This window comes from Neorhizobium huautlense (genome assembly GCF_030811685.1).
GTDB classification, from domain to species: domain Bacteria; phylum Pseudomonadota; class Alphaproteobacteria; order Rhizobiales; family Rhizobiaceae; genus Neorhizobium; species Neorhizobium huautlense_A.
Genome location: NZ_JAUSRF010000010.1, coordinates 165,402 through 187,960 on the forward strand (window position 1 = coordinate 165,402; position 22,559 = coordinate 187,960).

21 protein-coding genes and 1 tRNA gene are annotated in these 22,559 nt (G+C 59.9%); 12 read left to right on the top strand and 10 right to left on the bottom strand.

Features of this window, described 5'->3' with window-relative positions; all coding sequences use genetic code 11:
* Nucleotides 1-18: 18 nt before the first annotated feature.
* Nucleotides 19-414: a DUF1236 domain-containing protein gene (locus J2T09_RS16185; protein ID WP_306836470.1), complete on the bottom strand. Its 396-nt coding sequence runs from the start codon at nt 412-414 to the stop codon at nt 19-21.
* Between the two features lie 367 nt (nt 415-781).
* On the opposite strand from J2T09_RS16185, the gene J2T09_RS16190 reads away from it, so the two are divergent.
* Together J2T09_RS16190 and J2T09_RS16195 are read left to right on the top strand one after the other, a co-directional pair.
* Nucleotides 782-1,885 carry a carbohydrate kinase gene (locus J2T09_RS16190; protein ID WP_306836472.1) on the top strand — a complete coding sequence of 368 codons (1,104 nt, stop codon included), beginning with the start codon at nt 782-784 and terminating at the stop codon, nt 1,883-1,885.
* Between the two features lie 11 nt (nt 1,886-1,896).
* On the top strand, nt 1,897-2,823 hold the full coding sequence (locus tag J2T09_RS16195) for a pseudouridine-5'-phosphate glycosidase (protein WP_306836474.1): 927 nt from the start codon (nt 1,897-1,899) through the stop codon (nt 2,821-2,823).
* 59 nt (nt 2,824-2,882) lie between these two features.
* On the opposite strand, the gene J2T09_RS16200 is transcribed toward J2T09_RS16195, so the two are convergent.
* The gene (locus tag J2T09_RS16200; protein WP_306836476.1) at nt 2,883-3,821 is read right to left on the bottom strand and encodes a nucleoside hydrolase; all 939 of its coding nucleotides are present in this window, start codon (nt 3,819-3,821) and stop codon (nt 2,883-2,885) included.
* A 214-nt stretch (nt 3,822-4,035) separates the two neighbouring features.
* Between J2T09_RS16200 and J2T09_RS16205 the strand changes: the two genes are divergently transcribed.
* Complete coding sequence (locus J2T09_RS16205) at nt 4,036-5,031, top strand: MDR family oxidoreductase (RefSeq protein WP_306836478.1); 996 nt, start codon at nt 4,036-4,038, stop codon at nt 5,029-5,031.
* Between the two features lie 10 nt (nt 5,032-5,041).
* Here the strand turns inward: J2T09_RS16205 and J2T09_RS16210 are convergent, their stop codons facing one another.
* Both J2T09_RS16210 and J2T09_RS16215 read right to left on the bottom strand, forming a co-directional pair.
* Nucleotides 5,042-5,281, bottom strand: a complete 240-nt coding sequence (locus tag J2T09_RS16210) for a KTSC domain-containing protein (protein WP_306836480.1) — start codon at nt 5,279-5,281, stop codon at nt 5,042-5,044.
* 111 nt (nt 5,282-5,392) lie between these two features.
* Entirely contained in the window at nt 5,393-5,713 is a 321-nt protein-coding gene (locus J2T09_RS16215; protein ID WP_306836483.1) for a hypothetical protein, read from the bottom strand.
* A gap of 248 nt (nt 5,714-5,961) precedes the next feature.
* Between J2T09_RS16215 and J2T09_RS16220 the strand changes: the two genes are divergently transcribed.
* From J2T09_RS16220 to J2T09_RS16230, 3 genes are all read left to right on the top strand, one after another.
* Complete coding sequence (locus tag J2T09_RS16220; RefSeq protein WP_306836484.1) at nt 5,962-6,165, top strand: hypothetical protein; 204 nt, start codon at nt 5,962-5,964, stop codon at nt 6,163-6,165.
* Between the two features lie 75 nt (nt 6,166-6,240).
* Nucleotides 6,241-6,756 (top strand): Dps family protein, encoded by a 516-nt coding sequence (locus J2T09_RS16225; protein WP_306836486.1) that lies wholly within the window; start codon nt 6,241-6,243, stop codon nt 6,754-6,756.
* A 141-nt stretch (nt 6,757-6,897) separates the two neighbouring features.
* Nucleotides 6,898-7,998, top strand: a complete 1,101-nt coding sequence (locus J2T09_RS16230; RefSeq protein WP_306836488.1) for an NADH:flavin oxidoreductase/NADH oxidase — start codon at nt 6,898-6,900, stop codon at nt 7,996-7,998.
* Between the two features lie 31 nt (nt 7,999-8,029).
* Here J2T09_RS16230 and J2T09_RS16235 read toward each other — a convergent pair whose 3' ends face one another.
* Nucleotides 8,030-8,227 (bottom strand): hypothetical protein, encoded by a 198-nt coding sequence (locus J2T09_RS16235; protein ID WP_306836490.1) that lies wholly within the window; start codon nt 8,225-8,227, stop codon nt 8,030-8,032.
* Nucleotides 8,228-8,618: 391 nt separating this feature from the next.
* Between J2T09_RS16235 and J2T09_RS16240 the strand changes: the two genes are divergently transcribed.
* The gene (locus J2T09_RS16240) at nt 8,619-9,014 is read left to right on the top strand and encodes a response regulator (RefSeq protein WP_306836492.1); all 396 of its coding nucleotides are present in this window, start codon (nt 8,619-8,621) and stop codon (nt 9,012-9,014) included.
* Nucleotides 9,015-9,026: 12 nt separating this feature from the next.
* On the opposite strand, the gene glgB is transcribed toward J2T09_RS16240, so the two are convergent.
* The 4 genes from glgB to J2T09_RS16260 all read right to left on the bottom strand — a co-directional run bounded on the left by glgB (nt 9,027) and on the right by J2T09_RS16260 (nt 18,145).
* Nucleotides 9,027-11,234: a 1,4-alpha-glucan branching protein GlgB gene (gene glgB / locus J2T09_RS16245; RefSeq protein WP_306836494.1), complete on the bottom strand. Its 2,208-nt coding sequence runs from the start codon at nt 11,232-11,234 to the stop codon at nt 9,027-9,029.
* Entirely contained in the window at nt 11,231-14,539 is a 3,309-nt protein-coding gene (treS, locus tag J2T09_RS16250) for a maltose alpha-D-glucosyltransferase (RefSeq protein ID WP_306836619.1), read from the bottom strand. The genes glgB and treS overlap by 4 nt, the downstream gene beginning before the upstream one ends.
* 52 nt (nt 14,540-14,591) lie before the next feature.
* Nucleotides 14,592-17,822, bottom strand: coding sequence for an alpha-1,4-glucan--maltose-1-phosphate maltosyltransferase (locus J2T09_RS16255; protein ID WP_306836496.1), 3,231 nt, complete (start codon nt 17,820-17,822; stop codon nt 14,592-14,594).
* Nucleotides 17,823-17,923: 101 nt separating this feature from the next.
* Nucleotides 17,924-18,145: a DUF982 domain-containing protein gene (locus J2T09_RS16260; protein WP_306836497.1), complete on the bottom strand. Its 222-nt coding sequence runs from the start codon at nt 18,143-18,145 to the stop codon at nt 17,924-17,926.
* A 243-nt stretch (nt 18,146-18,388) separates the two neighbouring features.
* On the opposite strand from J2T09_RS16260, the gene J2T09_RS16265 reads away from it, so the two are divergent.
* A complete protein-coding gene (locus J2T09_RS16265; RefSeq protein ID WP_306836499.1) occupies nt 18,389-18,643 on the top strand; it encodes a DUF6074 family protein in 255 nt (84 codons plus the stop codon).
* Between the two features lie 154 nt (nt 18,644-18,797).
* Nucleotides 18,798-19,058: a hypothetical protein gene (locus tag J2T09_RS16270; RefSeq protein WP_306836501.1), complete on the top strand. Its 261-nt coding sequence runs from the start codon at nt 18,798-18,800 to the stop codon at nt 19,056-19,058.
* Nucleotides 19,059-19,152: 94 nt separating this feature from the next.
* On the opposite strand, the gene J2T09_RS16275 is transcribed toward J2T09_RS16270, so the two are convergent.
* Nucleotides 19,153-19,242, bottom strand: a tRNA-Ser gene (locus J2T09_RS16275).
* A 188-nt stretch (nt 19,243-19,430) separates the two neighbouring features.
* Between J2T09_RS16275 and J2T09_RS16280 the strand changes: the two genes are divergently transcribed.
* The 3 genes from J2T09_RS16280 (at nt 19,431) to J2T09_RS16290 (ending at nt 22,556) form a co-directional block, all read left to right on the top strand.
* Nucleotides 19,431-19,748 (top strand): hypothetical protein, encoded by a 318-nt coding sequence (locus tag J2T09_RS16280; protein ID WP_306836505.1) that lies wholly within the window; start codon nt 19,431-19,433, stop codon nt 19,746-19,748.
* 223 nt (nt 19,749-19,971) lie between these two features.
* A complete protein-coding gene (locus J2T09_RS16285) occupies nt 19,972-20,964 on the top strand; it encodes a BMP family lipoprotein (protein ID WP_306836507.1) in 993 nt (330 codons plus the stop codon).
* 83 nt (nt 20,965-21,047) lie between these two features.
* Entirely contained in the window at nt 21,048-22,556 is a 1,509-nt protein-coding gene (locus J2T09_RS16290; protein WP_306836509.1) for an ABC transporter ATP-binding protein, read from the top strand.
* The last annotated feature ends 3 nt before the right edge of the window (nt 22,557-22,559 follow it).

Below are 22,559 nucleotides of genomic sequence, written 5' to 3' on the forward strand. Positions count from 1 at the left end.
CTCTTCTCTTTTCAGCATTTACTCAATAACCTGAACAACGGTATGGGTGCGCGGATCAACGATCACGCGCTGTTCGTTGACGACGGCGTAACCGTAACGGTCATTGCTCGGCACCGGCGTCAGGATCACGGTTTCGGGGATAGGCTTGCCGACGACCACTTCCTGCTGAACCACGACCGGAGTCGGAGCGGGCTGTTCCTGCACATAGGTGACAACTTCACGTGGCGGCGGATCGATGGCCGTGCCGATGATCGCACCGGCAACGCCGCCGACTGCGGCACCCACCGGACCACCGACGATCGCGCCGGTTACCGCGCCGCCGGCAGCGCCACTTGCGGTGCCTTCCTGGGCATAGGCGGTGGTGGCAAACACAGTGGCCAGAACAGCGGCAGACGTCATGATGATCTTACGCATTGGTCTTCTCCTCTCTTGGGTTCACCAATGGCGAAAGAACACGGCTGGCGAATTTCCGTTCCTGCCTGTCGATAACGAATCGTAAAGATCTGAAACCCGAGAGCGGCGGGAGATGCCTGGAGGGTCAGTTCAAGTTATTGATTTAAAACAATTAAAAAATTCATCCAGGCAGATCACATTGCAGGGCTTTATGCCGGTTGCGTGGGAAGTGCCGCCAGATGCAATCGCGGCCTTTTCCCGGCAAACTGCCGGCAAATATGCGGCCGGACAGCCTGCCTGCCGATCCGAGGCGCCAGAAAACAATTGTTGACATTATAGTCAAAAGTTTTAGTGAGGCGCAAACAGGTTTCGGAAGGTTTCGGATCTCATGGACGAACTCGCACCGCAGGAGGCGGCGGTTCTGGCCCTCATCAAGGTCAATCCGTTTGTCGGGCAGCAGGAAGTTGCCGATCAGCTCGGTCTCGCCCGCTCCACCGTGGCGGCGCATATCGTGCAGTTGGTGCAGAAGGGGCATATCCTCGGCCGCGGTTATGTTCTGGCAAGCGGCCAGCGGGCCATTTGTGTCGGCGGCGCGGTGCTGGATCGCAAATACAATGCCCGCGCGCCACTGGTGATGGAAACCTCCAACCCGGTCGATAGCGGCCGTTCCTTCGGAGGCGTGGCGCGCAATGTCGCGGAAAACCTGGCGCGGCTCGGCACGGCCACCGGCTTTGTTTCCATGGTCGGTGATGACGAGACGGGCCGCGCCATTCTCCATTATTTGCAAGATTGCGGCATCGATATCAGCCAGGTGGCGATGACATCGGAACGGCCGACGGCGGAATATGCGGCGATCCTCGATCCGGCCGGCGATCTGGTGCTCGGCATTTCCGACATGAGCATTTTTGATCTCATCGGCCCCGCACAGATCGACAAGGCATGGCCGCATCTGGCTGCCGCAAGCTGGGTATTTGCCGATTGCAATCTGCCGCCTGAAACGCTGGCCTCCCTTATTTCCAAGCGCCGTGATGCCCGTTTCCGGCTGGCGATCGATGCCGTCTCCACCCCGAAGGCTGCACGTCTGCCGCGCGATCTGACCGGTATCGACCTGATCTTCATGAATATCGATGAAGCCAATGCGGTGCTGCGCCTTGATGAGGTGATCACCGATGCCGGCGAAGCCGCACTGGCGCTACAGGCTGCGGGCGCTTCGGAAGCCGTGGTCACCATGGGCGCGCGTGGCATCGCCGTTGCCGGCCGCGAAGGCTTGAAATTTTTCCCGGCCGTCGAAGCCCGCCCGGTCGATATGACCGGTGCCGGTGACGCGATGATTGCCGGCACGCTGCATCGCCTGCTGGAGGGCGATGATCTCTACCGCGCCGCCCGCACCGGCGCGCTTCTCGGAACACTCACGACGGAAAGCCCGGCCAGCGTTCATAGCGAACTGTCTGAACGTTTTCTTGCCGCCAACATGCATCGCCTCGATCGCTGAAAGGAATTTTCATGTCCCTCATCAAACCAAAGCTCAGCCCCGAAGTTGCCGACACGCTGGCATCCGGCGGCCCGGTCGTGGCGCTGGAATCCACCATCATCACCCACGGCATGCCGTTTCCGGCCAATCTCGAAACCGCTTTCGGTGTCGAGCAGGTGATCCGTGACAACGGCGCCGTGCCCGCTACCATCGCCGTTGTCGATGGCGAGCTGCGCGTCGGTCTGGAGCCGGACGAGCTGGAAGCGCTGGCCAAGGCGGAAAGCGTGGTCAAGGCGTCGGGCCGCGACCTCGCCGTTGCCATGGTGCGTGGCCAGTCGGCCGGCACCACCGTTTCCGCCACCATGCTGATGGCCGATCTTGCCGGCATCGATATTTTTGCGACCGGCGGCGTCGGAGGCGTGCATCGCGGCGCCGAGCAGACCTTTGATATTTCCGCCGACCTGACCGAGCTTGGTCGCACGAAGACGGCTGTTGTCTGCGCCGGTGTCAAATCCATTCTCGATATCGCCAAGACGCTGGAATATCTCGAAACCCAGCGCGTGCCGGTCATCGCTTACGGCACGGAAGAGTTTCCGGCCTTCTTCACCCGACAGAGTGGTTTCAAGGCGGATCACCGCCTCGATACGCCGGAAGAGATCGCTCGTGCGATGTTTCTGCACCATCAGTTGGGCACCGGCACCGGCCTGTTGATTGCCAACCCGATCCCGGAAGCGTCAGCGCTGACGCATGAATTCATCGACGGCACGATTGCCGATGCGGTGAAGGAAGCGGATGAACGCGGCATCGGCCGCAAGGAACTGACGCCCTTCCTGCTCGCCCGTATCAACGAGTTGTCGGGTGGTGAAAGCCTGAAGGCGAACATCCAGCTGGTGCGCAACAACGCAGCACTGGCCGCGCGCATGGCGGTTGCCTATGCGCCGTTGAAGGCCGGTCGCTGAGCCAGACCAAAGAGGATAAGGAAAGGGCCGCTCGATGCGGCCCTTTCTGCATTGTGGTATCAGCGCAGTGTTGCCAGCCGTTCGGTCAGTAGCGCAAAAAAGCCGTCGGCATCGACCTTGCCCATGAACAGCGCGTTTTTCGGACGATCCGTCACGCCCCACCAGTCGGCAACCGTCATCCCTCTGGTCAGTTCCGACGCGGTTTCCACTTCGACATTACACTCGCGGCCGGCATAAAGCTCCGGCTTCAGCAGGTAGGCGATGACGTTCGGGTCGTGCAGCGGCCCGCCTTCACTGCCGTATTTCTCCACGTCGAAACGCTCGAAATATTCCAGCCAGCCGGCAACGGCTTCGCCAACCGGCGTGCCGAAATCGCGGAAGGCGGCGACGCGCGGCTTGGTGGTCAGCACCTTGTGGGTGACGTCCAGCGGGAGGATGACAACGGGCGCACCGCAACCGAAGGCGATCTTTGCCGCTTTCGGATCGACATAGATGTTGAATTCGGCGGCCGGCGTGATGTTGCCGCCTTCGAACAGGCCGCCGCCCATGGAAACGATACGTTTGATGCGCTTGGCGATCTTGGGTGCCTTGGTGAGTGCGGTGCCGAGATTGGTCAGTGGGCCGAGCGTGCAGATGGTGACCGTGCCTTCCGGCTCCGACATCAGCGTGTCGATGATGAAATCGACGGCATGTTTGTCCTGCAGCGGCATGGTGGGTTCGGGCAGTGTTGCGCCGTCCATGCCGGTCCAGCCATGCACATATTCGGCGGTGACGAGAGCGCCTTCCATCGGCTTGTCACAGCCTGCAAACACCTTGATATCGGCACGACCAGCCAGTTCGCACACCTTGCGGATGTTCTTTTCCGTCAGCGCCAGCGGCACATTGCCGGCGGCAGCGGTGATGCCGAGGATTTCGATCTCGGGGCTCGCCAGTGCCAAAAGGATCGCCAGCGCATCGTCCTGGCCGGGATCTGTATCGATGATGATCTTTTCCGCCATGGGACACTCCTCCAAAACATGTGAAATGAAACGTGCCTCCGGGCTACGCGAAGCGGGGGACTGGCGCAAGCCTGCATTTGACGACTTGCGCAAGCGCAAATTGCGACCTTAAGTCATCGCCGCGAATGAAGCGGGCCATATATGCTTGCCGGTGACAATTGCGGTTTCTTTTCAAAGCATCGCCAGCACAGGCCAGCACATGAAGGAGCGAAAAATGAGCGAAACCTTTACCGCCATGGTCATCGACACGATCGACGGCAGACCAAAAGGTTCGTTCCGCGAGATGACGGTCGCCGACCTGCCGGATAACGATGTGCTGGTCGAGGTCGCCTATTCAACGCTCAATTACAAGGATGGGCTCGCCATATCCGGCAAGGGCAAGATCGCCCGCCGCACACCGCTCATCGGTGGTGTCGATCTCTGTGGCACGGTGGTGGAATCCCGTGTGCCTGAATGGAAGGCCGGCGATCGGGTCATGGTCAATGGCTGGGGCCTGTCGGAAACCGAATTCGGCGGTTATGCGCGGTTTGCCAAGCTCAAGCCGGAATGGCTGATCCGCCTGCCGGATGTCTTTTCCGAGGCGCAGGCCATGGCCATCGGCACGGCCGGTTATACGGCAGCCCTTTGCGTCGATGCTCTGGAAAAATGGGGCACGATCAGGCCGGGTGAAGGCGAGGTGCTTGTCACCGGTGCCGCCGGCGGCGTCGGTTCGGTGGCGATCGCGCTTCTGGCGGCTGCGGGTTACAACGTGACGGCCTCCACCGGCCGGCCTGAGACGCAGGATTACCTGCGTTCATTGGGGGCCCGCAACTTTATCGATCGTGCGGTGCTGCAGGAAAAGGGCGGACCGCTGCAAAAGGAGCGCTGGACGGGCGGCATCGATTCCGTCGGGTCAACGACGCTTGCCAATGCCCTGTCGCAAACGGTGCGGGGCGGTGCGATCGCCGCCTGCGGTCTTGCCGGCGGCGCCGATCTGCCGGGCACCGTCATCCCGCATATCCTGCGCTCGGTGGCGCTGATCGGCGTCGATTCGGTGATGGCGCCGCAGAGCCAGCGTCAATCGGCCTGGGCGCGTCTGGCGCGCGATCTCGACCTTGCCAAGCTCGACAGCATCACGCAGATGCAGCCCATGTCGAAACTGCCGGATCTGGCGGAAGACATTCTGGCCGGAAAGATCCGTGGCCGGGTCGTGATAGACGTCTCGAAGTGATTTTTTCCGATCAGGCGGTTCGGGTGCTCATCGAGGCGGCCGTGCCGTTGCGGCGGGGAAATACCTTGCGGATATAGGTCATGTAATAATTGCCGGGGGATGTGGCGGTCAGAAGGCCGCTGACGGTCTCGGTCGGAACCTCGGCCAGTTCGCGGACCACGCCATCCTGAAACGTCACGTCCAGGTGCTTCAGATCGGGATCATAGGCGATTTCGGCGATCAGGCGGGATGAAACGGCGATCCGGTGCATGGCAGCCTCCTTGTTCTTGGGAGGCAAGATGCCGGCTTGAAGTAAAATCGGTCCTCAGGCAATCATTCGCATTTTAGCGAATGCGTACAAAAACGGCACGGAGCTGCATTTTTAGAAACGTGAGCGGGTGCCGTCGCCGGTGATCATGTGAAATTTCGAGCCGTCGGTCTTGATGTCGGCGCAGTCCGTCTGCTTGTTCTCGAACCGGATGCAGATCTTGCCGGTCGAGATCTTGTAGCCGCGCTTGGAGCCCTTGCGATAGGTGTAGCCGCTGCGGTCGGTCGTGGTTTCCTGCGAGCCCTCGTTCAGATGCGCGCGGATTTCGGCTGCCGTCGCATTGCGGATCCGGCCCTTGGTCTCGGTTGAAAAGGCAGGCGTTGCACAGGCGATGAAGGAGGCGGTCAGGGCCAGGTTCCGCAGGGTTCGGTGCATGGGTCTTCCTCGTTTCGATCGGCGGTCAAGATACGCGGGCGATCCTTCGGGTCAATCCGTTTGCGTGTCAAAGGTCGGTTTTGTTCCAAATCGGGTCCGATCATTCGAGACGCATGATGACCGCTCACGATGTTGCATCACATGAAATATGATCTATCGTCATTTTCGGCATCTTGTCGGCCATGGATTGCGATCCACATAAACCGAACGGCTTTGAAATCTGCACCTTGTTGCGAAGGGGAGCAATGATGACCGCCAGAAACGATCTCGAAAACGGCCTGCGTGACGGAAAGGAAATCCTGCCCGAACCGGTCGATCTGCCGCCGTTGGAACCGCCGGCGCGTCCGCCCGTTCATTCTCACGGCGCGCACAAGACCGAAGCGGATATCGATGAAAGTCTGGAGGAAAGTTTTCCAGCCAGCGACCCACCGGCCTCCGGTTATTCGGACTGAAAACACGTCACAGAAATCTCCCGCAATCTGCAGGACATGATTGCCTGCGGATCAGAACCGAATGGATGAAATATCATGGACAATGCCAAATCCCGCCGTGAAGCGCCGTTGAAAACACCGAGTGGTATTGCGCAGGACGGTGTGCGCGATATTTCCGCCGGCATCACAAAGCTGCTCGCGGATGTTTTTGCCATCTACCTGAAGACCAAGAACTTCCATTGGCACATGTCGGGCGCGAATTTCCGCGATTACCACCTGCTGCTTGACGAACACGGCGACCAGCTGTTTGAAATGACCGACCCGCTGGCCGAACGCGCCCGCAAGATCGGCGGAGCCACGCTGCGCTCGATCGGCGAGATTTCCCGCCTGCAGCGCATCTCCGACAATGATGCCGATTTCGTGCACCCGCATGAAATGCTGGCCGAACTGCGTGATGATAATGCAGCCTTGGTCGCCAGCATGCGCGAACTGCATGATGTCTGCGACGAATACAACGATGTCGGCACCGCCAGCCTTTTGGAAAACTGGATCGATGAAGGCGAACGCCGCGTCTGGTTCCTGTTCGAGATCACCCGCAATACCAATCGCTGATCGCGAAAAAGGCGATCGGGCCGCCCTTTCCGGAGGGCGGCTTTTTGCTGTCCATCCGGTGCACAACACCCGCTTGTGCGACCCGACTGCGCGGGTGCATGATATGACCCGTGTTTCATCATTTCCCTTGGAGAGTTTCCCGTGAGCGCAACCAGACTGTTCTCGCCCGTCACGCTTGGTGAACTGACGCTCGACAACCGCATCGTCATTGCGCCGATGTGTACCTATTCGGCCGTGGACGGCAGCATGACCGACTGGCACATGATGCATCTCGGCATGCTGGCCACGTCCGGCGCCGGCATCCTGACGATCGAGGCGACGGCGGTTTCGCCCGAGGGCCGGATTTCCTATGCGGATGTCGGTCTTTATTCGGACGAAAACGAACAGGCCATGGGCCGCGTGCTGGAAGGTATAAGGCGCATGTCCGACATGCCGATCGCCATCCAGCTGGCCCATGCCGGCCGCAAGGCATCGACCGAGGTTCCGTGGAAGGGAGGCGCGCAGATTGCGCCGGATAGAGAGGGCGGGTGGAAGACGGTGGCCCCCAGCGCCGTGCCGTTCCAGCCGCATTATGATCATCCGATGGCGCTTGATCGCGAGGGTCTGATCCGTATTCGCGACGCCTTCGTTGAGGCGGCCCGCCGCTCGGCGCGGCTTGGTATCGATGCCGTGCAGATCCATGCGGCACATGGTTATCTTCTGCACCAGTTTTTGTCGCCGCTCTCCAACCAGCGTGCCGACGAATATGGCGGTTCTCTCGAAAACCGCATGCGTTTTCCGCTGGAAGTTTTTGATGCCGTGCGCGAAGTTTTTCCGAGCGAGCGACCGGTGACCACTCGCGTTTCGGCAACGGACTGGGCCGATGGCGGCTGGGATGTTGCGCAGACGGTCGCTTTCGCCAAGGAACTGGAAAAGCGCGGTTGCGGCGCCATCCACGTGTCGAGCGGCGGTCTGGCAGCACACCAGAACATCACGCTCGGGCCGAATTATCAGGTACCGTTCGCACGCGCGATCAAGGCCGAAACGACCATGCCGGTTATTGCCGTTGGTCTGATCACCGAATTCGAGCAGGCGGAAGCCATCCTGGTGACCGGTGATGCCGATATGGTGGCGATTGCCCGTGCGGCCCTTTACGATCCGCGCTGGCCCTGGCATGCAGCCGCCCATTTCGGCGAAAGCGTGCGCGCCGCGCCGCAGTATCTGCGTTGCCAGCCGCGTCAGTTCAAGACGCTGTTCAAATAAGCGGATGGGAGAGGGCCGGTGAGAGCCGGCCTTATTCGTCGCTCTTCGACTGGCCGTGCGAGGCCAGAAAGCCCCGATATTTTTCCCGCAGTTCGGCGATCTCGATATCGCCGGCGATCCATTCTTCGATCCAGCTGATGAACAGCGGATCATCCTCGATCGTCTGGCCGTTTTCACGGGCCTTATCAAAGATGCGTTCGACAAGTGCCCGCCGGGCTTCGGGTTTCATGGGGCGGTGGCTCCTTGCGGCATGAGCGGTATTGCGGTCCGGCGCGTTTTGCGAATCGCCGGAAAGAAATTGTGAGGGGTAATCAGAGAGAGATGTGGCAGGCATGGGGCAGAGCCGGCCGACAGGAAGAAACGGCCACGCCCTGCATATGGCGATGACGCATACAACTACCGGTCATGAATTCCCCCAAGGCGAAGCAAGGTCATAAACGACAGGGAGTCGGATTTGGTTCCATGCACGGAAAGAAAAATTTCTGATTTGCGAAATTTTGTCGGCGGTAATGTCAGCTACCGGACAGTATTCTCCGGATGCTTTCATTTGTCCGATGAAAGCTCTATTGCCGGCCCGCACTTCGAACCTATCTTCGTTGCGAGCATGGAGGACCAAGGCCTTGGAATATCGTTTTCTGATCGTCGAAGACAGCTTGCTGGTCGCGATGGATATCGAGGATGCCGTGCAGCGCAGCGGCCATCAGGTTGTCGGTATCGCACCGGACATGAAGGTGGCGTTGAACTATAGTCGGGACGCCGACATCGCCTTTGTCGACGTGCGCCTGGCAGATGGTGAGACCGGGCCGGAGATTGCCCGCATGCTGGCGGATTCCGGCATTGTGGTGATCATGGTCACCGGCAATCCTGGCGTGGTTGTTCAGGGTGTTCCGGGGGTTGTCGGCGTCATGGCTAAGCCGCTGACGGATCAGGCCTCGCGTGACCTGATCCAGTTTGCCGTAGACCGCAAGAGCGGCCGAACCGGCACGCCGCCAGCACGGCTGAAGCTTTTTGCCTGAGCCTGAGAACCGTCAGGCTTTCGACCATTTCAGGTAAATGGTCGAAAGTGGTGGCAGCGTCAGCGTTACAGATTGCGCGCGGCCATGCGATGGCTCCGCATTTGTCCAGGCCTCGACATTGCCGAGGTTGGAGCCGCCATAAACGCCGGCATCGGTGTTCAGCACTTCTTGCCAGCGGCCTTCGTGCGGCACGCCTATCCGGTAGTGGTGGCGCGGCAGCGGCGTCAGGTTCGACACCGCCAGAATAACGGACGATCCATCGCGCGACTTGCGCAGCATGGCGAGAACAGAGCTTTCCGCATCGTCCGACACCGCCCATTCGAACCCCGCCGGATCGAGATCACCGAATTGCAGGGCCGGTTCTGCCGAATAAAGCCGGTTGAGATCGCCGATCAGTTTCTGCATGCCGGCATGGTCGGGCTGGTCGATCAGATCCCAGACGACTGAGCCATCGTGGTTCCATTCGGACCCTTGCGCAATCTCGCCGCCCATGAACAGCAGTTTTTTGCCGGGATGCGCCCACATGAACCCGAAATAGGCGCGCAGGTTGGCGAGCTTCTGCCAATGGTCGCCCGGCATCTTGCCGTAAAGCGAGCCTTTGCCGTGCACCACTTCGTCATGGGAAAGCGGCAGCATGAAACGTTCGGAATAGGCATAGATCATGCCGAAGGTCAGCATGCCGTGATGATACTTTCGGTAGACCGGGTCGTCGGCCATGTAATGCAGCGTGTCGTGCATCCAGCCCATGTTCCATTTGAAATCGAAACCGAGCCCTCCGTCTTCCGGTGCCTTGGTCACTCCCGGCCATGCGGTCGATTCTTCCGCCACCGTGAAGGCGTGCGGGCAGCGGTCATGGATGATGCTGTTGAGGTGCTTGAAGAACTCGACGGCCTCCCAGTTTTCCCGGCCGCCATACTGGTTGGGGATCCATTCGCCTTCATTGCGGCTGTAATCGCGATAGAGCATCGAGGCGACGGCATCGACGCGCAGCGCATCGATATGAAAATGCTCCAGCCATTCCAGCGCCGATGCGATGAGAAAACCCTTCACCTCGTTGCGACCGAGATTGTAGATCAGCGTGTTCCAGTCCTTGTGAAAACCCTCGCGTGGGTCTTCGTGTTCGTAGAGTGCTGTGCCGTCGAACCGGGCCAGCCCCCAGACATCGGTCGGGAAATGCGCCGGAACCCAGTCGAGAATGACGCCGATGCCGCTCGCGTGGCAGCGATCGATGAAATAGGCAAAATCCTCCGGTGTGCCGTAACGCCCGGTCGGGGCGAACAGGCCAAGCGGTTGGTAACCCCAGGAACCGCCGAACGGATGCTCCATGATCGGCAACATCTCGATATGGGTGAAACCGAGGCTTTTGACATAAGGCACCAGCCGCTGGCTGAGTTCCACCCAGTCGAGCGAGCGATTGCCTTCCTCGGCGATCCGCAGCCATGAACCGAGATGCACTTCATAAACCGACACTGCGCCTTCACCCGCACGGGCGTCATGGCGCTGCATCCATTCGTGGTCGGTCCAGGGAAAGGATTTCGAGGATGCGACGACCGATGCGGTGGAAGGGGCGGCTTCCGAGGCGCGGGCGACCGGATCGGCCTTTTGGGGCAGGAGATTACCGTGGGCATCCAGAATTTCGAATTTATAGCGTTCGCCCTGTGTGAGGCGCGGCACAAAGATTTCCCAGATCCCGGCCTGCGGGCGTTGCCGCATCGGGTGGCGACGACCGTCCCATGCGTTGAAATCACCGACGACCGACACACGCCGCGCATTCGGCGCCCAGACGGCGAAACGGACACCGGAAATACCATCGACCTCCATCGGGATGGCGCCGAGCGTGCGGCCAAGATCGTAATGGGTGCCTTGCGCAATCAGGTGCAGGTCGAGATCGCCGAGCAGGGGGGCGAAGCAATAGGGATCTTCGGTTTCCTGCACCGCGTCCGTCCACTGGATGCGAAACAGATAGGGCGTCGTCGAACCCACCACGCCGGCGAACAAGCCGCCCGCGTGGATGTTGTCGAGGGTTGCCAGAATACGGCCGCTGTTACGCTCGACCACCTCCACGGAAACGGCGCCGGGCAGAAGCGCCCGCACCACGGTCAGTTCGCCATATTGGTGGCGGCCGAGAATGGAAAACGGATCGCCGTGCCGGCCGTCGGCCAAGGCGTTCAGCCCTTCCGTGACGGTGCCGATGATCAGGTCGGTGCGCTCGTATCTCATCGGTTCTTCTCCGCTCGGGATGTTTTGAGGAGACGATTGGCTATGGCCGAAAAGCCGGCCAGAGGCAGTGGCAACCAGTGCGGCCGGCTGCGGACTTCATAGGCGATTTCATAGGCCGCCTTTTCCAGAAGGAAGAGGTCGAGAATGTTTTCGCGCTGCGACTGGGGCATGCGCAGCAGTTCGCAGCCATCGGCCACTGTCAGGTAGGCGCGCAGGAAAGCCGGTTCCGCCAGTTTCATGAAACGATCCACCAGTTCGCCGTGGCGGGCATCGTCCACCTCGCTGACGATCTCGCGGTCGAGATCGGCGGAGGCGCCGAGATAGCTGAGTGAACGCAGGAAACCAGCAACGTCACGCAGCGGATTGCTCTTGGCGCGGCGTTCCTCCAGATCGCGCGTCGGTTCGCCCTCGAAGTCGATGATGTAAGCATCGCTTTCGGCAACGAGGATCTGGCCGAGATGGAAATCGCCGTGATTGCGGGTCATCAGCGTGCCGTCGATGGAGGCGGCAAGTTTTTTGGTCAGGTCCAGCAGTTCGTCGCGGTGCTTGAGAAGATCGGAGACTTCGGCGGCGATATGTTCCTCGAAATCGTCCCTGCCGGCTTCGAGGATGCCGAGACTGTCGCTGATTTGTTTGACCGTCGCATCACGCCAGCGGGTGGCATCCGCCTTGCCTGCCTCGACCGGTTTGAAATCCGGATCGTCGGTCGGCTGGGCCAGCGCCACATGCAATTCGCCAAGACGCTGGCCGACAGTGGCGACAAAATCCACCAGCGGCTGGAACTGGTCGTCGGCGGCATCGCCGTCCAGACCGGTGACAACGACCTGATCGATGACGCGGCGCAGGTTGGAGAGCATCCATGTCCACGCTTCGCCCTGGTTGCGGATGGCGCTCTGCACGATGATCAGCGTGAAACGGTTGCCGTCGGGGTCGATACGGGCGACCTCGCCGAGCAGTTGCGCCGTGTTGGCGTAACCGACCTTGGTGAGATAACGCGTCATTTCCACTTCCGGGTGGATGCCCGGAAAAACGTGGCGGATGAGTTTTATCATCGCCAGATCGCCAAGGATCAGCGAACTGTTCGATTGTTCCGCCGAAAGCCAGTGCACTGGCAGATCATCGGCAAAGGCCATGCAGTCGAGCTTGTCGGTGCCGACGAAGTCCAACGTGCCGGTACGGCCGGATATCGTGGTGCGTTCGCAGAGGCCTCGGATGACACCGCGCCCCAGCGCTTCGGCCGAAAAGCCATCGGTGAGGAAACCGACGCGGCGACCCTGACGGATGCGCGCCAAGGCGAGCTGATGCGCGAGCGCACTCGGCTGGGTATCATCCCAGGCGATGGACAGCGGCAGGAGATAGGTATCCTTGTGGCCGTCGAGATCGACCTCCAGCTCGCCGAGCACGACATTGTCGGCAAAGGCGACCGGCGTTGCGGTGACCAGTTGGGCCGAGTTGAGGACGGCACCCTTGGAGCCGAACCAGCGGCGTTTGCCGAGATAGGATGGCAGCACGTCGTTGGACAGAGCCGTCGCCAGACGCGGCTGGTCGATCAGTTCCTGCAGGTCGTTGCGCAGAACCATGGTGACCATGTCCTGCATCTGTTCGGGCGGTGCCGTGCGCCATGCCGGGCCTTCGGATTCCGGCGCCAGCTGGAACCAGAAGAAACCGTAGGGCGGCATGGTCAAGAGATAGGTCAGCTGGCCGATTGGTGGGAAAGGCGACATGCCGGAAAGCTCGATCGGCACGCGGCCGTTAAATTCGGACAGGTCGAGTTCGACCGCCTGCGGCAGGCGCGACAGGTTGAAAACGCAGAGCAGCGTCTCGCCTTCATATTCGCGCAGATAGGCCAAAATCTTGCGGTTGCCCGGTGTCAGGAAACGCTGCGAGCCACGGCCGAAAGCTGGATGCTTGTTGCGCAGCGCCAGCATGCGGCGCGTCCAGTTCAAAAGCGAATGCGCGTCGGCACCCTGCGCTTCGACATTCAGCGCCTCGTAACCGTAAAGTGGGTCCATGATCGGCGGCAGAACCAGCCGGGCCGGATCGGCCTTGGAAAACCCGCCATTGCGGTCGGGCGACCATTGCATCGGCGTGCGCACGCCGTCGCGGTCGCCCAGATAGATATTGTCGCCCATGCCGATCTCGTCGCCGTAATAAAGAACCGGCGTGCCGGGCATGGAGAGAAGCAGGCCGTTCATCAGCTCGACACGGCGGCGGTCACGCTCCATCAACGGTGCGAGACGCCGGCGGATGCCGAGATTGATGCGGGCGCGACGATCGGCGGCATAGGTGTTCCAGAGGTAATCACGCTCCTCGTCGGTCACCATTTCCAGTGTCAGTTCGTCGTGGTTGCGCAGAAAGATCGCCCATTGGCAGTTTTCCGGAATGTCCGGCGTCTGCCGCATGATGTCGGTGATCGGAAACCGGTCTTCCTTGGCAATCGCCATATACATGCGCGGCATCAGCGGGAAATGGAACGCCATGTTGCATTCGTCGCCATCGCCGAAATAGTCGCGCGTATCCTCCGGCCACTGGTTGGCCTCGGCCAGCAGCATTTTTCCCGGATGGCTTTCGTCGAGTGCGGCACGGATGCGCTTCAGGATATCGTGGGTTTCCGGCAGGTTTTCGTTGTTGGTGCCCTCCCGTTCGATGAGATAGGGAATGGCGTCGAGACGAAAACCGTCGATGCCTGTCTCCAGCCAGAACCGCATGATGACCAGCAGTTCCTTCATCACTTCGGGATTGTCGAAGTTGAGATCCGGCTGGTGGGAATAGAAGCGGTGCCAGTAGTAGGCGCCGGCCACCGGATCCCAGGTCCAGTTGGATTTTTCCGTGTCGATGAAGATGATCCGGGTTTCGGGAAATTTCTGGTCACTGTCTGACCAGACATAAAAGTCGCGCTCCGGCGAGCCTTCCGGGGCATTGCGGGCACGCTGGAACCATGGATGCTGGTCGGATGTGTGGTTGATGACCAGTTCGATGATCACCTTGATGCCGCGCTCATGGGCGGCATCCACAAAACTGCGAAAATCCTCCATCGTGCCGTAGTCTGGGCTGACACTGCTATAATCGGCAATGTCGTAACCGTCATCGCGGCGCGGCGAGGGGAAGAAGGGCAGGAGCCAGATGGCGGTCACGCCGAGCGAGGCGATATGGTCGAGCTTTTCGTGCAACCCGTGAAAATCGCCGATGCCGTCGCCATTGCCATCAAAGAAGGACTTGATGTGCAGCTGGTAGATGACGGCGTCCTTGTACCACAAGGGGTCCGTCGTCACGGCTTCGGCGTCCGGCTGTGCGTCGTTCTTCATCTTTGCCTGCGTGCGCGAAATATCCATTGTTTTTCTCCTCCCTTTTCCCTTCTCAGCGCATGCGCCAGATGGCGAACGGGCGGTCGGGTTCAAGCCGGATGTGCTGCCACTTGCCGGTCCAGCCGAAAGACTGGCCGGTGATCAGATCTTCCATGTCGAGCGTGCCGTGATCGGGCCGGCCAAAGGTCCAGAGCGGGATTTCGATATCGGCTTCCTGCGGCTGGTGCGGATCGAGGCTGATCGCCACGAGCACGACATTTTCATGCCCCGGGCTCGATTTTTCGAAGAAGAGGATGTTGTCGTTGTTCGCGCTTAGAAGCTGCAGGCCGAGATGCGAATGCAAAGCCGGGTTTTCCCGACGGATGCGGTTCAGCAACGTGATCTCGGGCTTGATGTTGCCGGGGCGATCATAATCCCAGGCGCGGATCTCGTATTTTTCCGAATCCGCATATTCCTTGCGCTTGGCATCCGGCCGGCCTTCGCAAAGTTCAAAACCGTTATAGACGCCCCAGAGGCCGGACAGTGTTGCCGCCAGTGCTGCACGGATCAGATAGGCCGGGCGTGGGGCGTTCTGCAGAAAGTCCGGGTTGATGTCGTGGGTGTTGACGAAGAAATGCGGCCGGAAGAAATCCTTTGGCGCTTCCGTGGTGATCTCGCGCATATAGTCTTCGAGTTCCCACTTGGCATTGCGCCAGGTGAAATAGGTGTAGGACTGCGAAAACCCGATCTTTGCCAGCCGGTACATGACCTTGGGCTTGGTAAAAGCTTCCGACAGGAACACCACATCCGGGTGGCGTGAGCGGATATCGGCAATCAGCCATTCCCAGAAGGGGAAGGGTTTGGTGTGCGGATTGTCGACGCGAAACAGTTTTACGCCGTGATCGACCCATTTCTGCACCACGTCGCGCAGTTCGATCCACAGCGACGGTACCGCTTCGCAGGCGTAGAAATCGACGTTGACGATGTCCTCGTATTTTTTCGGCGGGTTCTCGGCGTAACGGATCGTGCCGTCGGGCCGCCAGTCGAACCATCCAGGATGGTCTTTTAGCCACGGATGGTCAGGTGAGGCCTGGATGGCGAGGTCGAGTGCCAGTTCCAGACCTTGCTCGGCAGCCGCACCCACCAGCCGGTCGAAATCGTCGAATGTGCCAAGCTGCGGGTGGATGGCATCATGGCCACCGTCTGGCGAGCCGATAGCATATGGGCTGCCGGGATCATCGGGACCGGGAGTGAGCGTGTTGTTCTTGCCCTTGCGGTTGGTGGCGCCGATCGGGTGGATCGGCGGGAAATAAAGCACGTCGAAACCCATGGCGCGAATGGCCGGCAGGCGGGCGATCACGTCATCGAACGTGCCGTGGCGGTTCGGGTCACCGCTCTGCGAGCGCGGAAAGATCTGGTACCAGCTGGCGAAGGCAGCGGCCGTGCGTTCTGCATCGAGCGTGATGACGGTGGAGCGCACCTTGTGGGGACGTCGGTCGGCTTCCGCCATCAGGTCTGCCGTTTCGAGCGCCAAAAGGGTTTTGATCCGCTGCTCATCATTGGCTGCGGTCAGGATGTCGAACAGTACCTTCAGCTCGGTCTTGAGATTGCCAGAGGCGTTATCGAAGGCGTCGAGAACGAGATTGATGCCTTCCTGGATTTCCAGCCGCAGATCCAGCCGGGCCTCGTGTTTCTTGGTGAACTCGTAGCGAAAGATCTGGAACGGATTGCGCCAGCCTTCGACCAGAAATTCATGCCGGCCCATGCGCTTCAGCGGAAATTCGGCGCGCCAGCGGTCGTTCAGCACCAGCGTCATCGGCACCTCATTCCAGTCCTCGCTATCGGCTGTGCGCCAAAGCAAGGCGGCGGAGAGCGGATCGTGGCCATCGCCAAACACGTCGGCCTCGACAATGACGGTTTCGCCGACCACGCGCTTGACGACAAAACGCCCGTCATCGACCGCGGGTGTTACCTTTTCGATGGCGAGGCGAGGCGAGAGGGCAGCTTTTGCTGCAGGTTCAACCTTGGCCGTCGGCAGAATGGGATCGGAAACGCGACCCTCGAAAATCCGCAGTTCGCCGGGGAGAAGCCGCACATCTTCCGTCAGCGGTTCGCCGCGTGCCGAAACCTCGGTCAAAGGCAGGAAGGCCGAAGCCGCTTCGCTGATGGCGTGAAGTGGCGGCGCGGCGCTGCGGCGCAGGTCGCGGTTGAAGACGATCACCCGCACGCTGTCGGACATGCGCAGATCGCCTCGATCACCCTGCACGATGGCGGCGGCCGGCGAATGGCTGGAAGCGATCAGCCCGAGCGGCTGGCGCTCGAAATCGCCGGATTGTTTCAATGTCTCGTTGGCGGAGCGGATCGAGCCGGAAAGGTCGAATGTCGGACGGTCGCGCAGGACACGCAGGCCGCCACTATTGCCATAGGTCGGATCAAGCGGTGTGGCTGCGCCATATTCGAACCCCATCGGCACCATCAGGCCACCGCCCAGAGACGCCGCCAGTTTCAGGGCGCGTTCGGCACGGCGTTCCAGCACTTCGGCGCTGTCCGTTCCATGCGCCACACGTCTGGAAAACGGCGCTTCGGGAAAGGCGATCTCGCGACCGAAACCGCTTTGCGCCTCATGCTCCTCGGCAAACCAGCCCTCCTGAAAATTCCACCAGGCCAGAGACGAAAAGCTCGCATCGAAACCGACACCGCCAAGCGCGCGACGCGTTTCGAAAGCTGTGCCGGGTGTCCATGCCAGAAAGCTTAGCTCCGGTTTCTGGCGTTTCACGCCCGAGATGAGGGAGCGCCAGGCGTCAGGTGCCAGCGTTTGCAGTTCGAGGCAGCGAAAACCGGACAGGCCCAGTTCACCCAGCCGGATCAGCCGTTGCCGCCATTCGTCCGGTTCGGCGGAAATGTCGACCGGGCGGCTGCCGCGAAGGGAAGGGGATTTTCGGGGGTCCGTTGCGGCGATCGCAATACGGTCCGTATCGGCGGAACGGCCGGGCACGATATCCATCATCAGGGAAAGGCCGCTGTCTTTCGCCAGCCGCACCAGTTGGCCGACTGCATCCTCGATCCGGTCGCCAAGTTCGAGTTGCGGGTCCGCCTGTTCGTAGTCGTCGGATACGAACACGCTGGCACCTTCGGCACGGCGAAACAGCGGCGACGTGAGGATCATATCGAAATCAAGCGCACGCGCATGTTCGAACACTTCGCGCCATGCGGAAATTCCCCGCAGCATCAGCGGATGGACGTAATAGATGCGCGCCGGCTGCAGGGTGGACGCGGGTTCGGTGAAACGGGAATAGACGTTCATGGCAAATCCTGACGTGTCTACGGTGTTGGCGTAGCGCGTCGGCTCCATTCGGCCGGCGCTCATCGGCATGCGATATCGTCTGTTCGGGTCTTTTCGACCGCTTAGTGCAGTTGTGCTTCCTCGAGCGCCTCGGCAAACAGCGCCTTGGCGTCTTCCGGGTCGGCGCGTTCATCCAGTGCGGCGAGGCAGGCGAACCGGGCATTAACGAAACGCGGCCCCTTGTGGTTCGGCCAGTCGTGATCAAGGAATGTCAGAGCCTCGAAGGGCCCCGGAATCTGCACGGCGCCGATGGTCACGGCATTATTCCAAACGGGCTTCTGCATCGCATTTCTCCATCACGGCAACGGATTGTCGTTCCTGCACCGAGAGGGCGCAGGGCAAATCTTCACAGGACACAGTGTTGGGGGTCTAACGGGCGTCGATCGGATTTGTTTCAGCGAAAATTCGTTAAAATTGTACCGATCCCGGTTTCCCAAGGCTTTCCGTTCAACATTTGTGAAGGACTCGAGACGATTCTGGCGAAAGTTCCTGGGCGATTCGCCCGCGTCGCGTTGAGTGGAGACCGCATGACCCTCGTCCAATTTCCTGCCGACCGCCGCATGGCCGATATCCGCCGTTGCAGCGAAGCCCTGACCAATCTGCATGGAGAAGAAGCCAATCGCTTCTGGCGTCAGGAAATGGCAGGTTTTGCCGCTCGTCTGAAGGCGCAGGGTGTTGCCGACGTCGAGATTTCTCATCAGGCAGCGCTGTTCATGAATGCCGTGCAGATGGAATTGCAGGCGGCGTTTGCCGAACAGGAAGAAGCCGGCGCGCGCGCCTGATCGGGCGCTTCCGTCGAGCAGGACCGGTTTGAAAAGAAGGGCATCGATCAGGATGGCCTTTTCCTGTTGGGCAGCTCAAAGCTTGAATTGTTGAACGTTAACAATTACGGTTAATATTCATAAAATACGATCGATTGTCTGTCTGGAGCAACGCATGCGTGATCTCAGCAGAGCCAAGTCCGGGCGTCAGCCTGATGCCGATGGGACGAAGGCTGAAGATAACCGGCAATTGACCGAATTGCTTTTGCAGAACAGGGTCAGCGTCAGTCCGTTAGCGGCCGAGCAAATGGAAACGGTCGGCGCACGGTCATTCATGGCACCTGTGAAAACCATGCTGATCGTGTTTGTTGCTCTGCCGCTTTCCTTGCTGGCCTATTTTTCTTCGACAACAGCGGAAGACGATTTTTACGCCTGAGCGATTTTTGAAATCTGATTTGGGGGCGTTGCGCATCTTCGCGCACGTCATCTCTCGGTCTTGTCTGATTTTTCAATCGATAAAACGGAAGAGATGGCGGACAGGGTGGGATTCGAACCCACGGTACGCTTTCACGCACACACGCGTTCCAGGCGTGCGCCTTCAACCACTCGGCCACCTGTCCTTTTAGGAAAGGGCTGCTGGAGACGTTCTCCGAAGCAGCGGTCGGCGCGATATATACCAATGATTTTTTCAGGATCAACCGAAATCTGACGGTTGGATGACGGTTTGTAAAACTCATGTCCGTTGCCAAGCCGTCAGGCTGCCGTTACGCTTGCATATCAGCCTGTTTTCAAACCCGTGTCGCCCGCCATGTCCTTGATCTTTCATTTTTTCAGTCTGCTCGCTCTTGTCGCGGCAATTGCGGCGGGCACGGTGGATGCGATCCAGTCGGTCGCCTCCTCGTCGACCATGCTGGCAAGCCTTGGTGACCTGTGGATCGCGATCAGCCCGGGAACGCTGGTTGCGACGGAAGATCTGGTGGAGTTTTATATCCACCCGGAAGCATGGCAGCAGGGTGCCGCTTTCCTTCTGACGCAGCCGGCCTGCGCCGTCTTTCTGGTGCTGGCGCTGATCCTGTGGATTGCCGGTTACCGGCGCCCGAAGCCGTTCGGGCGTTTTGCCGCCTGATGCGAATCACGTGCGAAAAAATCCGCGATAATTCCGATATTTAAAAAACGTGTGTCAGATTTTGACCAGTTGAAAAATTTCCCGTGAAATTTCGATGCGGGCATGCAAGGATAAATGGCCGCAAGCCCAAGGAAAGGCGCCGGTGCCGCATTGTGTCCGCCAGACTTCCGGCTGGGCCTGCGGGGGGAACCAAAAAGTCAAATTTAAGAAAACAGGGCGCACGATGACGAAAACCCTTCTCACCCTTATTGCAACGGCCATGCTGTCGAGCACCGCCATCGCTGCCGAAATCAAGCCGGCGCTGGTCTATGGTACGGGCGGCAAGTTCGACAAATCCTTCAACGAAGCGGCCTATAACGGCGCTGAAATGTACAAGAAGGAAACCGGAACCGAATACCGCGATTTCGAACCGACCAGCGATACGCAGGGCGAGCAGGCGATCCGCAATTTTGCCAGCAAGGGCTTCAACCCGGTCATCGCCGTGTCCTTCGCCTGGACCTCGGCCATGGAAAAGGTCGCAGCCGAATATCCGGACACCAAGTTCGTGATCGTCGACTCCGTTGTCGAACTGCCGAACGTTCGCTCGGTCGTTTATAACGAAGCCGAAGGTTCCTACCTCGTTGGCCTTCTGGCCGGCATGGCATCCAAGACCGGCAAGGTCGGTTTCGTCGGCGGCATGGATATCCCGCTGATCCGCAAGTTCGGCTGTGGTTATGCGCAGGGTGCAAAGTCGGTAAAGTCCGACATGCAGGTCTTCCAGAACATGGTCGGCACGACCGGTGCCGCATGGAATGACCCGGTTCGCGCCGGTGAACTCACCAAGAACCAGATCGACCAGGGTGCCGACGTGATCTACGCGGCAGCCGGCGCATCCGGTCTCGGTGTTCTGCAGACCGCTGCCGACAACAAGAAATTCTCGATCGGCGTCGATTCGAACCAGAACCACGTTCATCCGGGTTCGGTTCTGACCTCGATGGTCAAGCGCGTCGATCTGGCCGTCTACAACGCCTACAAGGATCTGGCTGAAGACAAGTTCACCGCCGGCGTGCAGTCCAACGGCATCAAGGATGGTGGCGTTGTTTATGCTGTCGACGACAACAACAAGGCGCTGATCACGCCGGAAATGAAGGCTGCTGCCGACAAGGCGACCGCCGATATCATTGCCGGCACCGTCAAGGTTCACGATTACATGACGGACAACAAGTGCCCGCTGTAATCTGAATATCCGGGGCGCGTGGTGGAGACACCATGCGCCCTAGTCATATCTTGAATCCGCCCTGTGCGAAGGAGAGGCTGCGCTTGACCCCGCATCCCGCAATCGAACTGGCGGGCATCGACAAGAGTTTCGGTGCCGTTCACGCCAACAAGAATATCAATCTGACCGTCGCCAAGGGCTCGATCCACGGCATTATCGGTGAAAACGGGGCCGGAAAATCGACCCTGATGTCGATCCTTTACGGTTTCTATCAGGCCGATCGCGGCGAGATCCGTATCGACGGCAAGCCGATAACGATCCGTGACAGCCAGACGGCCATCGCCTCGGGCATCGGCATGGTGCACCAGCATTTCATGCTGGTCGAAAATTTCACCGTGCTGGAAAACGTCATGCTCGGCGCCGAAGGTGGGCAGCTGCTGGCCAAGGGCGTGGCCGGTGCGCGCAAGGAATTGAAGCGTCTTGAAGCCGAATACGGGCTCGACGTCGATCCTGATGCGATCATCGAGGAACTGCCGGTCGGCAAGCAGCAGCGCGTCGAAATCCTGAAGGCGCTGTATCGTGGTGCCGAAATCCTCATTCTCGACGAACCGACGGGTGTGCTGACGCCGGCCGAGGCCGATCACCTGTTCCGCATCCTCAAGGTGCTGCGCGACCAGGGCAAGACGATCCTGCTCATCACCCACAAGCTGCGTGAGATCATGGCGATCACCGATGAGGTTTCCGTCATGCGCCGCGGCGAAATGGTCGCCACCCGCAAGACGGCGGAAACGACGGTGGAGGAGCTGGCCGAACTGATGGTTGGCCGCCGCGTGCTTCTGCGCGTCGAAAAGGGCGAGGCGCAGCCGGGCAAGGTTCTGCTGTCGGTGAAAAACCTGACGGTGAAGGACAGCCGCGGCGTCACCATGGTCGATGACGTGTCCTTCGATGTGCGTGAAGGCGAGATCCTCGGCATTGCCGGTGTGGCCGGTAACGGCCAGTCGGAACTGCTCGAAGCCATTGCCGGCATCCGCAAGCCGACCTCTGGCGAAATCCTGATCGACGGTCAGCCGGTCGCCGGTCTCGATCCGGCCCGTCTGCGTGAATTAGGTCTCGCACACATTCCGGAAGACCGCCATCACATGGGCCTCGTCCTCAAGTTCGAGGAGTACGAGAACTCGGTGCTCGGTTATCACCGTGATCCGCGTTACGGCCGTGGCGCGCTTCTCGATCTCGATGCCATCCGCAAGGATGCCGAGGAAAAGATCGCCAAATACGATATTCGCCCGCCGAACCCACGGCTGAAGACCGCCAATTTTTCCGGCGGCAACCAGCAGAAGATCGTTGTTGCCCGTGAAATCGAGCGCGACCCGAAGATGTTGATCATCGGCCAGCCCACACGCGGCGTCGATATCGGCGCCATCGAATTCATTCATCGCCGTATCGTCGAGATGCGCGATGCGCAAAAGGCCGTGCTGCTGGTGTCGGTCGAACTTGACGAAATCCGGTCCCTGTCGGATCGCATCATTGTCATGTTCGCCGGCAAGGTGGTGGGAGAGGCGACGCCGGATGCCGGTGAACAGGCGCTCGGCATGATGATGGCCGGAGCGGTATGAGGA